Source organism: Rhodanobacter sp. DHG33 (assembly GCF_014843005.1).
In the GTDB taxonomy this organism is placed as follows: domain Bacteria; phylum Pseudomonadota; class Gammaproteobacteria; order Xanthomonadales; family Rhodanobacteraceae; genus Rhodanobacter_A.
The window spans coordinates 156,782-170,266 of the sequence record NZ_JACYXM010000005.1; the positions used below are offsets into that span (position 1 = coordinate 156,782).

General features: G+C 68.7%; 14 protein-coding genes. 9 read left to right on the top strand and 5 right to left on the bottom strand.

Going from position 1 to position 13,485, the window contains the following annotated elements; all coding sequences use genetic code 11:
• Positions 1-153: 153 nt before the first annotated feature.
• The 3 genes from IHE46_RS11285 to secB form a co-directional block, all read right to left on the bottom strand.
• Positions 154-3,156 carry a DEAD/DEAH box helicase gene (locus IHE46_RS11285; protein WP_192164744.1) on the bottom strand — a complete coding sequence of 1,001 codons (3,003 nt, stop codon included), beginning with the start codon at positions 3,154-3,156 and terminating at the stop codon, positions 154-156.
• 147 nt (positions 3,157-3,303) lie between these two features.
• Complete coding sequence (locus IHE46_RS11290; protein WP_192164745.1) at positions 3,304-4,329, bottom strand: NAD(P)H-dependent glycerol-3-phosphate dehydrogenase; 1,026 nt, start codon at positions 4,327-4,329, stop codon at positions 3,304-3,306.
• Positions 4,330-4,337: 8 nt separating this feature from the next.
• Positions 4,338-4,850, bottom strand: coding sequence for a protein-export chaperone SecB (gene secB, locus IHE46_RS11295; protein ID WP_192164746.1), 513 nt, complete (start codon positions 4,848-4,850; stop codon positions 4,338-4,340).
• Between the two features lie 278 nt (positions 4,851-5,128).
• Between secB and rpmB the strand changes: the two genes are divergently transcribed.
• The 3 genes from rpmB to IHE46_RS11310 all read left to right on the top strand — a co-directional run bounded on the left by rpmB (position 5,129) and on the right by IHE46_RS11310 (position 6,230).
• Entirely contained in the window at positions 5,129-5,365 is a 237-nt protein-coding gene (gene rpmB, locus IHE46_RS11300) for a 50S ribosomal protein L28 (protein WP_181303364.1), read from the top strand.
• 11 nt (positions 5,366-5,376) lie between these two features.
• Entirely contained in the window at positions 5,377-5,544 is a 168-nt protein-coding gene (rpmG, locus tag IHE46_RS11305) for a 50S ribosomal protein L33 (RefSeq protein ID WP_008211962.1), read from the top strand.
• Between the two features lie 164 nt (positions 5,545-5,708).
• The gene (locus tag IHE46_RS11310) at positions 5,709-6,230 is read left to right on the top strand and encodes a DUF3016 domain-containing protein (RefSeq protein WP_192164747.1); all 522 of its coding nucleotides are present in this window, start codon (positions 5,709-5,711) and stop codon (positions 6,228-6,230) included.
• 81 nt (positions 6,231-6,311) lie between these two features.
• Here the strand turns inward: IHE46_RS11310 and IHE46_RS11315 are convergent, their stop codons facing one another.
• Positions 6,312-7,502 (bottom strand): fatty acid desaturase, encoded by a 1,191-nt coding sequence (locus tag IHE46_RS11315; protein WP_192164748.1) that lies wholly within the window; start codon positions 7,500-7,502, stop codon positions 6,312-6,314.
• Between the two features lie 169 nt (positions 7,503-7,671).
• Here IHE46_RS11315 and IHE46_RS11320 point away from each other — a divergent pair, with 169 nt between their 5' ends.
• The 6 genes from IHE46_RS11320 to IHE46_RS11345 all read left to right on the top strand — a co-directional run bounded on the left by IHE46_RS11320 (position 7,672) and on the right by IHE46_RS11345 (position 12,599).
• A complete protein-coding gene (locus tag IHE46_RS11320) occupies positions 7,672-8,418 on the top strand; it encodes an ABC transporter ATP-binding protein (RefSeq protein ID WP_192164749.1) in 747 nt (248 codons plus the stop codon).
• Entirely contained in the window at positions 8,415-9,170 is a 756-nt protein-coding gene (locus tag IHE46_RS11325; RefSeq protein ID WP_192164750.1) for an ABC transporter permease subunit, read from the top strand. Before IHE46_RS11320 ends, IHE46_RS11325 begins: the two co-directional genes overlap by 4 nt.
• 1 nt (position 9,171) lies before the next feature.
• Positions 9,172-10,524, top strand: a complete 1,353-nt coding sequence (locus IHE46_RS11330) for a GldG family protein (protein WP_192164751.1) — start codon at positions 9,172-9,174, stop codon at positions 10,522-10,524.
• A complete protein-coding gene (locus IHE46_RS11335) occupies positions 10,521-11,012 on the top strand; it encodes a hypothetical protein (RefSeq protein ID WP_192164752.1) in 492 nt (163 codons plus the stop codon). Before IHE46_RS11330 ends, IHE46_RS11335 begins: the two co-directional genes overlap by 4 nt.
• The gene (gene mutM, locus IHE46_RS11340) at positions 11,012-11,839 is read left to right on the top strand and encodes a bifunctional DNA-formamidopyrimidine glycosylase/DNA-(apurinic or apyrimidinic site) lyase (protein ID WP_192164753.1); all 828 of its coding nucleotides are present in this window, start codon (positions 11,012-11,014) and stop codon (positions 11,837-11,839) included. The genes IHE46_RS11335 and mutM overlap by 1 nt, the downstream gene beginning before the upstream one ends.
• Positions 11,840-11,999: 160 nt before the next feature.
• On the top strand, positions 12,000-12,599 hold the full coding sequence (locus IHE46_RS11345; RefSeq protein WP_192164754.1) for a nitroreductase family protein: 600 nt from the start codon (positions 12,000-12,002) through the stop codon (positions 12,597-12,599).
• 76 nt (positions 12,600-12,675) lie between these two features.
• On the opposite strand, the gene IHE46_RS11350 is transcribed toward IHE46_RS11345, so the two are convergent.
• On the bottom strand, positions 12,676-13,452 hold the full coding sequence (locus IHE46_RS11350; protein WP_192164755.1) for a hypothetical protein: 777 nt from the start codon (positions 13,450-13,452) through the stop codon (positions 12,676-12,678).
• Between the last annotated feature and the right edge of the window lie 33 nt (positions 13,453-13,485).

A 13,485-nucleotide genomic window follows, 5' to 3' on the forward strand; every position in this document is an offset into this window, starting at 1 on the left:
CTTTTTCCTCGAAGCCCATGCATGGCCTCCAGATGTCCCGCACCGGGAGTCGCCTGCACGCAATCCAAGAATGGACGAAGGAGCGAACGTCCGTCCATGGCCGGGCGATGACTCAGGGATGCGGGCAAGCCAGCGCGGCCTGCAAGGCGCCGGTCAGCCCGGCGCCAGCAGCGCGTCCAGGTCGTCCTGGTCGAAGCTGAGCTTCTCGCGGCTGCCGCCGCCTTCGAGCACGGCTTCGGCGAGTTCGGCCTTGCGCGCCTTCAGTTCCTCGATGCGCTCTTCCACCGTGCCGGCGGTGATGAGGCGGAACACGAACACCGGCTTGTCCTGGCCGATGCGGTGCGCGCGGTCGCTGGCCTGCGCTTCGGCGGCGGGGTTCCACCAGGGGTCGTAATGGATCACGGTGTCTGCGGCGGTGAGGTTGAGGCCCACGCCGCCGGCCTTGAGCGAGAGCAGGAACAGCGGCACCTCGCCCTGCTGGAACTGCTGCACCGGCGTGGCGCGGTCGCGCGTCTCGCCGGTGAGGGTGACGTAGGGGATGCGCCGGCGCTCCAGCTCGTTCGCGATCAGCTTGAGCATGCCGGTGAACTGCGAGAACAGCAGCACCTTGCGACCTTCGTCGAGCAGCGGCGGCAGCATGTCCATCAGCAGCTCGAACTTGGCCGAGCCGTGCACGCCGCGCGCGGCCTCCAGCTTCACCAGGCGCGGATCGCAGCAGACCTGGCGCAGCTTGAGCAGCGCGTCCAGCACCACGATGCCCGAGTGCTGGATGCCGCGCTGGGCGATCACTTCGCGCAACTCTTCGGCCAGCGACAGGCGCAGGCCTTCGTAGAGTTCGCGCTGGCGGCCTTCCAGCACCACGCGACGGGTGATCTCGGTCTTGGGCGGCAGTTCGGAAGCCACCTGCGCCTTGGTGCGGCGGAGAATGAAAGGAGCGAGCCGGCGGTTGAGGCGCTGCTGGCATTCCTCGTCGCGCTGCTTCTCGATCGGGGCGCGGTAGAAGCGGCGGAACGCGTTCTCGTCGCCGAGCAGGCCGGGCACGGCAAGGTCGACCTGCGACCACAGTTCGCCGAGGTGATTCTCCAGCGGCGTCCCGGTAAGGCACACGTGGCGGCGCGTACGCAGGCTGAGCAGGGCGCGGCGCGCCTGCGTGCGCGGGTTCTTCACCTGCTGCGCCTCGTCCAGCACGGTGAGCGCGAACTGATGCTTGCGCAGGGCGACCACGTCGCGCGGCAGCAGCGCGTAGCTGGTGAGCACGATGTCCTGGGTACCGAGCTGGGCGAACGCATCGGCGCGCTGCGGGCCATGCAGGGTGAGCACCTTGAGCCCGGGCGCGAAGCGCGCGATTTCGGCCTGCCAGTTCGGGATCAGGCTGGTGGGCACCACTACCAGCGCGGGCTGGTTGAGCGCACCGTGTTCCTTCAGCGCGAGCAGATGGGTGATGAGCTGCAGGGTCTTGCCCAGGCCCATGTCGTCGGCAAGCACGCCACCCACGCCGGCTTCGGCCAGCGCATTGAGCCAGCGCAGGCCTTCGCGCTGATACGGCCGCAGCTCTACGGTGAGGCCGGCAGGCAAAGCGTCGCTGGCACGCTCGGCGGCATCGCGCAGGCGCGTGGTGAAGCCGCGCAGCGTTTCGGGTGCTTCCAGCGCGCCGTCGCTGGGCAGCGCCTGGGCCAGTTCGTCCAGCCGCCCCGCCTGCACGCGCGGCAGGTGCAGCTTGGTGCGCGGCTTCTCCAGGTATTCGGCCAGCGGCGCCAGCAGACCGCGCAGTTCCTTGAGCCGCACCGGCACGCGGCGGCGCTCGTCCACCGGCGCGTACCACACGGCGTCTTCCGGCTCGTTCGGCGCGGGACTGAGGTTGAGCTGGTGCTCGGCCAGCGCCTGCGCCACCGCGGGCAGCAGGTTGTGGCGCTTGCCCTCCACCTCGATGCCGATTTCCAGATCGAAGGCATGGTCGTCGGCGTCTTCGGCCGCCTGCCCGTACCAGCGCACCGGCCCTTCCAGCACTTCGAACGGAAAGCTGGGCGCGTACTCCAGCACGAAGCCGTCGGCTTCCAGCTTGGGGCGCAGCGCCAGCCAGCGCGCCGGCGTGTTCACTTCCAGCGCGCCGGCGTGGCCGGTGCCGGGGAACAGCCAGGCGTCGTCGGGCAAGGTATCGGCCATGTCCCAGGGCAGCCCCTCGGTATCCACGGCCGGCGTGAGGCCGGCGCGTTCGAGGTGTTCCATGGTGGCGAGCTCTTCTGCGCGGCGGCGCACGATCTCCACCAGCTGGCCGTTGCGCACGCGGCGCACCAGCGGTTCGCCGCCGCGGCCCGGCAGACGTTCGCCGGCGTAGTCGAAGGAGAGCCGCGCCCATGCCAGTGGCGACGTGCCGGCGGCGAGGCGCGCGTGGCGGGTCAGCGCGTGCAGGGTCAGCACCGGCTTGGGCGCGAGTTCGGCGCGCTGCAATTCGTCGAATACCTGCGGCGCCGGAATGCGCGCGGCCAGCCGGCTGCCAGGCAAAGCCTCGACGAGGCTGCGGCCGTAGTCGTGCTTCAGCGGCGGCAGGTCCAGCCACGCCGTTTCCTCCGCCGCGGCTTCCAGATGGCCCAACGTGGCGTGCTCGGCATCGAGATACCAGAGCCCGTCGATGCGCAGCAGGCGCTGGCTGTGGGGAAGCTGCGGCAGCAGCCGCTGGCTGCCATCCGACTCCAGCTGCCAATGCCAGTTGAGCGCATGCGCCCGGCCGCGCGACAGACGCAGCCCGGCCAGGCCGCCGAGGAAACAGGGCGCGGTGTCCAGCAGCTCGATCAGCAGGCTGTCGCCGACATGGCCGCCCAGGCGCGCGTAGTTGCGGCTCTTGCGCTGGCTCTGCGGCAGGCCCAGCACGGCGGCGGCGAGGCGCTGCTCATGCGGCGGCAAGGGGGCCTGCACCAGCGAATGGCCGTCCAGCGGCGTGGGTCTCAGGTAGCGGCCGTGCTCGCCCACCGCCAGCAACACCGGCGCCACGTCGAGGTGCGCTGCGGCGGCGCCTTCGTCCGGCATCACTTCGAGGAAGAAGCCGAGCACCACGGGCTCGTCGCCGGCCGGCGCCTTGGGCGCATCCAGCAGGCGCCGCCAGGTCGGCGGCAGGCTGCCGGCCGATGTGGCGTGCGATTTCCCGTCCGGCTGCTGCATGCGCATGCACCCCGTGGCGACGACCAAAACGCCGAGCTTAGCAGGCGGATCGCACGGGAGCGCACCCTGTGCGCGATAGCGCTTTGCGAAAAGCGTCATCGCGCACAGGGCGCACCCCTGCGGCGAAATTCCACGCCGGGTGATGGGTCAGGCGTTGCCGAACAGGCCGTGCGGGTATTCGGGCTTCTGCTCGCGCGCCATCAGCATCTTCAGGCCTTCGGCGGGCGTGACTTCGCCATGCAGCACGGCGCGCACGCCGGCGCTGATCGGCAGGTCCAGCGCGTGCTGGTCGGCCAGGCGCGCCACCTCGTCGGCGGCGAGCACGCTTTCCACCACCTGGCCGATCTGGCGCACCGCCTCGTCGATCGCGATGCCCTTGCCCAAGGCGAGGCCAAGGCGGCGGTTGCGCGAGAGGTCGCCGGTACAGGTGAGCACCAGGTCGCCGAGGCCGGACAGGCCGATCAGTGTCTCCGGCCGCGCGCCCAGCGCCACGCCGAGGCGCAACATCTCGTTCATGCCGCGGGTGATGAGGCCGGCGCGGGCATTGAGGCCCAGCTCCATGCCGTCGGCGATGCCGGTGGCCACCGCGAGCACGTTCTTCATCGCGCCGCCGAGCTCCGCGCCCAGCATGTCGCCGCCGGTATAGGCACGCAGGTTGGGAGCATGCAGCACGTTGGCGACGCGCTGCGCACAGGCGGCGTCTTCCGAATGCACGGTGACCGCGCTGGGCAGGCCGGCCGCGACTTCCTTGGCGAACGAAGGGCCGGTGATCACCGCGGCCGGATGGCCCGGCAAGCGCTGCGTCACCAGTTCGTGCAGGAGACGCCCGGTGCCCGGTTCGAAACCCTTGGTAGCCCAGGCCAGCGTGGCGCCGGGCGCCAGCAGCGGCGCCACGTCGTCCAGCATCGTGGCGAAGGCATGGCTGGGCACCACCAGCAGCACGATGGCCGCACCGCGCACGGCAGTCGCCAAATCAGGCTCGTAACCCAGCGCCGCCGGCAATTCGATGCCCGGCAGGTAGCGCTGGTTGCAGCGCGCCGCGGCCATCGCCGCCAGCGCGTCCGGGTCGCGACCCCACAGCCGCGTCGGCACGCCGTTGCGTGCCGTCAGCGCGGCCAGCGCAGTGCCCCAGGAACCGGCACCGAGTACCGCCAGGGTCGGATGCTGCGTCATGCGCGGGCTCAGCTGTTGAGCTGGTACGGTGCGTCCCCGCCGCCGGCCATGCGGCGCTGCTGTTCGGCGTACAGGGCGTCGAAATTGATCGGCTGCAGCAGGAACGGCGGGAAGCCGCCTTCCAGCACCATCGAGGAGATCACCTGGCGCGCATACGGGAACAGCAGGTTCGGGCAGTAGCTGCCGATCACGCCGGAACGCTCCGCGTCGCCGAAGCCGCCGATGGTGAACAGGCCAGCCTGTTCCACCTCGGCCAGGTAGGCCGTGCGCTCGCCCAGCGTGCAGGTGAGGGTGACGCTGAGCACGACTTCATAGAGGTCGTTGCCCAGGTCCATGGCCTTGTGGCCCAGGTTCAGCTGCACCTGCGGCGCGGCCTGTTCGGCTTCGCCGTTGAATTCCTGGAAGATATGCGGCGCGCCCGGCACCTCGAAGGACACGTCCTTCACGTAGATCTTCTGCAGCACGAGCTGCGGCATGCCGCCCTGTGCGTCGGCCTGGCCGTTGGCGGTGACTTCTGCCATGGGAATCCTCGGTATGTATGGCGTCAAAGAGGTCGATTGTTTCATACCTGCCGCCTCCGTGCATACGCAATCACCCCGGCAGATTGCGCACCGGCCTGTTTTTGCTGGATAATGCGCGGCTCACCATGCCGACCCGACCCGTTCGGGGAGCCCGCTATGCGATGCGGGCCTCGCGGCGAAGCGAGCGCAACACCCTCCAGCATCGCGTGGCGCCTGGCGCCGCTGGGCCGATGTCGCCCTGGCCAACGGGCGGTCAACAGAACATTACGGAGCTCATCATGGCCCGCATTTGCCAAGTCACCCAAAAGGGTGTGCAGACCGGTAACAACGTCTCGCACGCCAACAACAAGACCCGCCGCCGCTGGCTGCCGAACCTGCACGAGCGCCGTTTCTGGGTCGCCAGCGAGAACCGCTGGGTCAAGCTGCGCGTTTCCAACCACGCGCTGCGCACCATCGACAAGAAGGGCATCGAGGCCGTGATCGCCGAGCTGCGTGCCCGCGGTGAGAAGGTCTAAGGAGACGAATCATGGCTAACAGCAAGCAAGACAAGATCCGCCTGATTTCCTCGGCCGGTACCGGCCACTTCTACACCACGCAGAAGAACAAGAAGAACACGCCGGAAAAGTTCGAGTTCAAGAAGTACGATCCGGTCGTGCGCAAGCACGTGATCTACAAGGAAGGCAAGATCAAGTAATCGATCGCCGCTTCCGGAAGAAACCCGCCCTCGTGGCGGGTTTTTTCTTGCCCGCGCGGCTGAACGGGACATGCCTTGCCGCACCTCCGCCAGGTGCACCGCGACGATGCAACGGCGTTATCGTTCATGTACGGGCGACACCGCCCTCGCCGGAGGAAACCGCCATGAACCGCCGCATCGTCCTGCATGTGCTACTCGCCGCCCTGGCGCTGCTCGGAGCGCCTGCCATGGCCGCCGACGCGGCGCCCACGAACGTCACGGTCACCTACGACCATCCCGAGCAGTTCACCGAAACGAAGAAGGTGCGCGCGCTGTCGCCCCGGCTCGACGACGACAGTTACCTGAAGACCCTGAAGTCCTACACCGAGGTCCGCGCCGGCAAGATGCTGCCGCCGGGCGAACGCCTCGACATCGTGATCACGGACATCGACCGCGCCGGCAACTTCGAGCCGTGGCGGCCCTACCCGATGCGCGACGTGCGCATCGTCAAGGACATCTATCCGCCGCGTATCGACCTGCACTTCCAGCTGCTCGATGCCAGCGGCAAGGTGATCCGCGAAGGCGCCCGCAAGCTGCGCGATCCCGGCTTCATGTACGACGGCCTGGCGATGCCGGGCAACGATACCCTGCGCTACGAGAAAGGCCTGATCGACCGCTGGCTGCGCAAGGGGCCGGATCAGCTCTGAGGTCCACCGCGCGGCGCCACCGCCACCAACGAAAAGCCCGCCATTTCGGCGGGCTTTTCGTTGACGACCTTGCGGCGAGCCTCAGGCCGCGACCGCATAACCCTTGAGCCGGGCCGCGAAGTCCTGCAGCACGCGGATGCCGCTCTGCTCGGCTTCGACGATCCACTGCTGCAGGCCCTTGAGCGTCTGCTCGGCGCCGCGCTGCTCCATCAGGGCGGCGAGGCGGCTGCGGAATTCGCACACGGTGCTCAGGTTCGGGCGCTTGGCCAGCATGGCCTGCAGTTTGCTGCTGTTGTCCGTGTCCAGCCAGCGGCCGCCGTCGGCCAGCGCGCGACGCAGGCGGCGCGGCACGGCCTTGATGCTCTCGCCGGCGTGCGTGGCTTCCTCGCGCAGGGTGGGCACGATCACGTTGCGGTAGTAGTCGGTCATCGCCAGGAAGCGATGGGTGAGCACGGCCTTGAGCGTTTCGGCGTCGGGCAGCGGCACGTTGGGACGCACGTCCAGCGTGGGCGCCACGCGCAGCACCTTGGCCAGGCCCATGGCACGGAAGGCGCAGATCGCCGCCCAGCCGATATCGAACTCCCACTTGCGCAGCGCGAATTTGGCCGAGCTGGGGAAGGCGTGGTGGTTGTTGTGCAGCTCTTCGCCGCCGATCCAGAAGCCCCACGGAATCAGGTTGCGCGAGGTGTCGGCGCTCTCGAAGTTGCGGTAACCGGCCCAGTGACCGACGCCGTTGACGAAGCCCGCGGCCCAGAACGGGATCCAGACCATCTGCACGGCCCAGATCGCCGCACCGATCACGCCGAACAGGGCCAGGTTGATGATCAGCATCAATGCCGGGCCGGAATACGGGTGCGCACCATAGACTTTGTGCTCGACCCAGTCGTCCGGCGTGCCGCGGCCGTACTGCTGCATGTCTTCCTTCGAGGCGCAGGCGTCGCGGTACAGCGACACGCCGTCCCAGAACACCTTCTTGATGCCGAAGATCACCGGGCTGTGCGGGTCTTCCTCGGTTTCCACCTTGGCGTGGTGCTTGCGGTGCACCGCCACCCACTCCTTGGTGACCATGCCGGTGCTGAGCCAGCCCCAGAAGCGGAAGAAGTGTGCCAGCGCCGGGTGGAAATCCACGCCGCGGTGGGTCTGGCTGCGGTGCAGGTACAGCGTCACCGTGAAGATGGTGAGCTGGGTGACTACCAGCAGGTAGACCAGCATGCTGACCCAACTGGCATGGGTCAGGCCGTGGGACAGGAAATTCAGCACGGAATCGAGCATCGGGGCGGGACTCGGGACGGGTTCTAAAGTGCAGTCTAGGTGAGGGTTTGCCGTACTCGCCAGCATGTTTGCGTAGCGATCGACCATGGTAGGTGGTGGGCACTTGGGATTTCGTTAACCGTGACCGTCGCAGGTTGTGTGAAACCGGGGCCGCACCGACAATCGCGGGATGACTGCCGCCCAAGCCGCCGCACTACCCGTCCTGCAACTCGAACAGGTCGCCCGCCGCCGCGCCGGCCGCGTGGCGGTGCAGGATCTCGGCCTCGCCCTGGCACCCGGCCAGGTGCTTGGCCTGCTGGGGGTCAACGGCGCCGGCAAATCCACCACGCTGGCGATGATCGCGGGCGCGCTGCGGCCGGACAGCGGTGCGATCCGCCTGAACGGCGAGGATTTCCTGGAACAGCCGGAATTGGCGCGGCGCCTGATCGGCTGGCTGCCGGAACGCGCGCCGGTATGGCCGGAACTCACCGTGACCGAGCATCTGGACGCCCACGGCCGCTTGCGTGGCCTGCGTGGCGCCGAACTGCGCGCCGCTCGCGAAGCCATCGTCGCACGGCTGGAGCTGCAGCCGCTGGCACGCCGCCTGGCAGGTGCGCTGTCGCAGGGCCAGCGCCAGCGCCTCGGGCTGGCCTGCGCGCTGCTGCATCGCCCGGCCCTGCTGGTGCTGGACGAACCGGCGAATGCGCTCGACCCGGTGCAGGTCGGGGCGCTGCGCAAGCTGATCCGCGAACAGGCCAAGGCCGGGACAGCGGTGATCCTCTCCACGCACGTGCTCGTCGAGGTCACCGCCGTGTGCGACCGCGTGGCGATCCTGCACGAAGGCCGCCTGCGCTACGAAGGCCCGGTGCGCGGCGACGACCACGCCGCGCTGGAGCGCCGCTTCTTCGAAATCGCCATGCAGGCGCGCGCCGCATGAGTCTCGCCGCCATGTTCCGGATGGAAGTGCGTCGCCTGCGCGTGCAGCCGCTGGCCTGGGTGTTGCTGGCGCTGAGCCTCGCCTGGCTGGGCTGGTGCTTCACCCGCCTGCTGGGCGACTTCCTCGCCGGCGAGATCAAGCGCGCCGCGCTGCCGGACAGCCCGGGCTACGTGGACCTTGTCGCCGTGCCGCTGCTGGGCCAGCTCGCGCAGCTGGCATTCCTGGTGGTGCCGCTGCTCGCCATGTCCACGCTGGCCGGCGAGCGTCGCAACGGCACGCTGCCGCTGCTGTTCGCCGCCGGTCTGCCGGCGTCGCGCATCGTGCTGGGCAAGTACTTCGCCCTGCTGCTGTGGCTGCTGCTGTGGCTGGCGCTGACGCTGGCCATGCCGCTGTCGCTGGCGCACGCCACCACGCCCGACTGGGGCAAGCTGGCCGCCGCCACGCTGGGCATGGCCCTGATGCTGGCCGCGCTGGCCGCGCTGACCGTGGCGGCCTCCGCCTTCACCACGCATCCCGCCATCGCCGCCGTGCTGGGCCTGCTGATCGGCCTCGCGCTGTGGACGGTGAATCTCGGCGCGCAGATGGCCGGCCTCAACGACGGCGCGATCAACTGGCTGGCGATGAGCACGCACGAGCAGAACCTGTTGCGCGGGCTGGTTTCCACCGCCGACATCCTTTGGTTCGTGCTGCTGATCGCGGTGTGCCTTGCGCTGGCCACGCGCCGCCTCGCTGCCGACAAGGAGCGCGGCTGACATGAAACTTTCCAGACGTCTGGACGGCTGGTTGTTCGCCCTGCTTTTGCTGGCCGGCGCGGGTGCACTCGGTTTTTTCAGCGCGCGCTACGCGCACGTTTCCGACTGGACGGCGAATGGCCGCCTGAGCCTGTCGCCGCAGAGCCGCGCCGTGCTGGCGAAGCTGGACGGCCCGGTCGAGATCGTCAGCTATGCCAGCCCGCAAGGCGACTTGCGCGCACAGGTCGCCGGTTTCCTGCAGCGCTACCAGCAGGCCAAGCCCGACATTGCCTTGCGCTTCGTCGACCCGCAGCAGGACCCGGCACGGATGCGCGAGCTGGGCATCGCCGTGGACGGCGAACTCATCTTGCATTACCGCGGCCACGAGCAGCGGCTGACGGAACTTTCCGAAAGCGACGTGACGAACGCGCTGCAGCGCCTGATCCGCGGCAACGACCGCATCGTGGCCTTCGTCACCGGCGACGGCGAGCGCCTGCCTTCCGGCGAGGGCGGCGCGGACATGACCGCACTGATGGACCAGCTTGCGCAGAGCGGCCTGCGTGCGGTGCCTTTGAGTTTCGCGCAGGCCGCCGCCGTGCCGCAGGGCACCGATCTCGTGGTGCTGGCCAGCCCCACTTCCGACCTTCCGGCCGGCGCGACGCAAGCGCTGGTGAACTATCTGCAGGACGGCGGCAACCTGCTGTGGCTGCGTGATCCGGCGAACGACGATCTCGGCCTCAAGCCGTTGGCTGCCGCGCTGGGCGTGCAGGTGTTGCCCGGCGTGCTGGTGGACGGCGGCGGCGCCGCGCTGGGCCTGGCCGACCCGCGCGTGCTGGCGGTGGCGCAGTATCCGCCCAATCCGGTCACGCTGGGCTTGCAGCTCGCCACACGCTTCCCGCAGGTGGCTGCGCTGGCGCGCACCGGTGCGGACGGCTGGACGGCGACGCCGCTGCTGCGCTCCAGTGCGCAGAGTTGGACCGAGTTCCATCCGATCGACAACGCGCACCCGTCGGCCATCCACTACGACACCGCAGCGGGCGAGTTCAAGGGGCCGCTGGATTTCGGCTTCACGCTGGCGCGGCTCTCGCCCAGTCCCGACAAGCGCGAACAGCGCGCGGTGGTGGTTGGCGACGGCGATTTCCTTTCCAACGCCTACCTCGGCCAGGGTGGCAACCGCGCGCTGGGCGAACGCATCTTCAACTGGCTGCTGGGCGACGATGCGCTCGTCGACCTGCCGCGCGAAGGCGTGCCCGACCGCCTGCTGCGCATCAGCCAGAACGAACTCGATGCCGCCAGCGTGGGTTTCATGGTGCTGCTGCCGCTGCTGCTGCTCGCGATCGGCGGCCTGATCGCCTGGCGCCGCCGCCTCGCATGAAACGGGCTGCGCGTTCACGGCTGCTGATGCTGCTCGGTGCCACGGCACTGGCCCTGCTGGCGCTATGGCAATGGCAGCGCGACGAACACGACCGGCCGGGCAACCTGCTCGCACTGGATCCCGCAACGATCACGCAGGTGACGCTGCAACTCGGCAACGCACCTGCCACGCACTACGCGAAGCACGACGCACACTGGTGGCGCGACGACGGCCAGCGCGCCGACGACCGCTACGTGGCCGCGCTCGCGGATGCCGCGGACGCACCCGTGCTGGAATGGCACGCCGCCGCCGATTTCGATGCTGCCAGGATCGGCCTCGCACCACCCCAGGCCATACTCACGCTGGACGACCAGCGCCTCGCCTTCGGCGCGACATCCGCCACCGGTCCGCAATGCTACGTGCAGGCAGGCGCACGCGTGGCGCTGGTGTCGCTGCGGTTCATGCCGCAGGCGCCGCAGCAGAAGCAGCAAGACATCGGGATGCACTGATGCCTGAATTGCCCGAAGTCGAGACCACCCGCCGCGGCATCGAACCCCATCTGGTCGGCCGGCGCGTGACGACAGTGACGCTGCGCCGGCCCGACCTGCGCTGGCCGATTCCGCGCGAGGTCTCCGAACTGCTGCCCGGCCAGCGCATCGAGGCGGTGGAACGCCGCGCGAAATACCTGCTGCTGCACACGCAGGCCGGCAGTGCGCTGCTGCATCTGGGCATGAGCGGCATGCTGCGCGTGCTGCCTCCCGACGCGCCGCTCGGCTTACATGACCACGTCGACATCGCGCTGGAACGTGGCGCACATGTCGGCCCGCGCGTGCTGCGCTTCACCGATCCGCGCCGTTTCGGCTGCCTGCTTTGGCAAGCTCCAGGCACCACTCACGAACTGTTGGCGAAGCTCGGTCCCGAGCCGCTCACCGACGCTTTCGACGGTGACCTGCTCTGGCATCTCTCACGCGGCCGCACGGCGGCGGTGAAGCTGTTCCTGATGGACAACGCGGTGGTGGTGGGCGTGGGCAACATCTACGCCAGCGAGGCGCTGTTCGCCGCCGGCATCGATCCGCGGCGCGAAGCCGGCGGCGTGTCGCGCGCCCGCTATGCGCGGCTGGCTGCCGAAGTGAAGCGCATCCTCGCCTATGCCATCGAGCGTGGCGGCACCACGCTGCGCGACTTCCTCGCCCCCGACGGCGCACCGGGTTATTTCTTCCGCGAGCTGATGGTCTATGGCCGCGAAGGCGAGCCGTGCAAGGTCTGCGGCACGGCGATACGGCAGACGGTACTGGGCCAACGTTCCACATTCTGGTGCCCGCGCTGCCAACACTGACCGGGCAGCGTTTCCCGGAGGAAACAGTGTAACCACGGATTGCCGGCTACCCGCCGCGGCCCCTCGCACTCAACATAAGCGCCATCCCGAACACACACGCACAAGGCCGGAACGTCCCGTCGTTCCGCGGGTTCGGCTTTTCTTTTTAAGGAGCAACGTCATGAGCAACGCCGTGATCGAACATCTCAAGAAGCGCCGCACCCAGTACGCGCTGGGCCGCAACGTGAATGTGGACAAGGACGCCCTGAACGGCCTCATCCAGGAGGCCATCAAGCACACGCCGTCGTCGTTCAACTCGCAGAGCTCGCGCGCCGTGATCCTGTTCGGCGAACAGAGCGTGAAGTTCTGGGGGCTGGCCAAGGAGGCGCTCGCCAAGATCGTGCCGGCCGAGGCCTTCGCGCAGACCGCCGCCAAGCTGGACAGCTTCGCCGCCGGCGCGGGCACCGTGCTGTTCTACGAGGACCAGGACGTGGTGAAGAGTCTGCAGGAGAAGTTCGCGCTTTACGCGGACAACTTCCCGGTGTGGTCCGAGCAGTCGGGCGGCATGGCGCAGTTCGCGGTGTGGCTTGCGCTGACTGACGCCGGCCTCGGCGCCAGCCTGCAGCACTACAACCCGCTGGTGGACGACGCAGCCCGCGCGACCTGGAACGTGCCGGCATCGTGGAAGCTGCGTGCGCAGATGCCGTTCGGCTCGCACGAAAATGGCTTCGGCGAGAAGGCCTTCATGGACGACAGCCAGCGCTTCATCGTCGCCGGCTGAGCGTCGCTTTCGTCACGCATGCAAAGAGGGCGGCCCATGGCCGCCCTCTTTCGTTTCGCCGGCGAGTGAATACCGATCAGAACGGCCAGCGGAATTCCACGTGCCGATTGTTGAATTCCGGATCGTCGAGGCTGCCGCCCGGCTGCGCGACCAAGGACTGCTGCATGCCTTCCACTTCCAGCGCCTGGCCCGCGGCGAAACGGGTGCCCAGCGCCTGCATCTCCACCAGCTTCTCGCACAGCGCGCCAGCGCGATCCAGTTCGTGCGCGGGTATCCGGCGGAAGCTGAGGTCGGGGCGGCCGAACTTGCGCATGCCGCGCGTGTGCACCCAGGAGCGGTCGCTGTCCGGTTCGTCGCTGCGCAGGATCAGCACGTGGTTGCGCGGCGGCGCACCGCCCTGCACCAGGTAGCGTTCACGCCACGCCGCCGCATCGAGCAGGCCCATGATCTGCGGGTCGAGGACCACGCGGCCGCCGATGTCGAGCAGCGCGGCGAGCACGCCCAGCGTGTCGCGCAGGTAATCGAGGCTGGGGCTGTCCTTCAGCTGGCCGTGCACCACCAGTACCTCGGGTGCGATGCGCGCCTGCTCGTACGCCTCGGGCGCCTCGTCGCGCATGATCTCGCCCAGTGTCCCGGACAGCGGGTAGCCCTCCCATTTGCGCAGTTCCAGGTTCTGGAAACGCTTGAGGTCCACGCCGCCGGGCAGGCCATGGCTGCCGTAGCGGCGCGCCGGGATCACCAGTTCCTGCGGGTCGAACTTGCCGAACACGAAGAACTGCAGCAGCGCGTCTTCGCCGCTGCCGGGCTGCCAGTAGGGGCGCGGCCACTCGGGGGTTTGCTGTGCTTCGGTCATCTGCCTGCCTTGAAAAGTCAAAGTATCCATTTC

Coding starts and splice junctions, on each gene's coding strand:
- IHE46_RS11345 (WP_192164754.1), top strand. CDS start 12,000: ATGAGCAACGCCGTGATCGAACATCTCAAGAAGCGCCGCACCCAGTAC.
- rpmB (WP_181303364.1), top strand. CDS start 5,129: ATGGCCCGCATTTGCCAAGTCACCCAAAAGGGTGTGCAGACCGGTAAC.
- IHE46_RS11335 (WP_192164752.1), top strand. CDS start 10,521: ATGAAACGGGCTGCGCGTTCACGGCTGCTGATGCTGCTCGGTGCCACG.
- IHE46_RS11315 (WP_192164748.1), bottom strand. CDS start 7,502: ATGCTCGATTCCGTGCTGAATTTCCTGTCCCACGGCCTGACCCATGCC.
- rpmG (WP_008211962.1), top strand. CDS start 5,377: ATGGCTAACAGCAAGCAAGACAAGATCCGCCTGATTTCCTCGGCCGGT.
- IHE46_RS11285 (WP_192164744.1), bottom strand. CDS start 3,156: ATGCAGCAGCCGGACGGGAAATCGCACGCCACATCGGCCGGCAGCCTG.
- IHE46_RS11310 (WP_192164747.1), top strand. CDS start 5,709: ATGAACCGCCGCATCGTCCTGCATGTGCTACTCGCCGCCCTGGCGCTG.
- IHE46_RS11290 (WP_192164745.1), bottom strand. CDS start 4,329: ATGACGCAGCATCCGACCCTGGCGGTACTCGGTGCCGGTTCCTGGGGC.
- IHE46_RS11350 (WP_192164755.1), bottom strand. CDS start 13,452: ATGACCGAAGCACAGCAAACCCCCGAGTGGCCGCGCCCCTACTGGCAG.
- IHE46_RS11330 (WP_192164751.1), top strand. CDS start 9,172: ATGAAACTTTCCAGACGTCTGGACGGCTGGTTGTTCGCCCTGCTTTTG.
- secB (WP_192164746.1), bottom strand. CDS start 4,850: ATGGCAGAAGTCACCGCCAACGGCCAGGCCGACGCACAGGGCGGCATG.
- mutM (WP_192164753.1), top strand. CDS start 11,012: ATGCCTGAATTGCCCGAAGTCGAGACCACCCGCCGCGGCATCGAACCC.
- IHE46_RS11325 (WP_192164750.1), top strand. CDS start 8,415: ATGAGTCTCGCCGCCATGTTCCGGATGGAAGTGCGTCGCCTGCGCGTG.
- IHE46_RS11320 (WP_192164749.1), top strand. CDS start 7,672: ATGACTGCCGCCCAAGCCGCCGCACTACCCGTCCTGCAACTCGAACAG.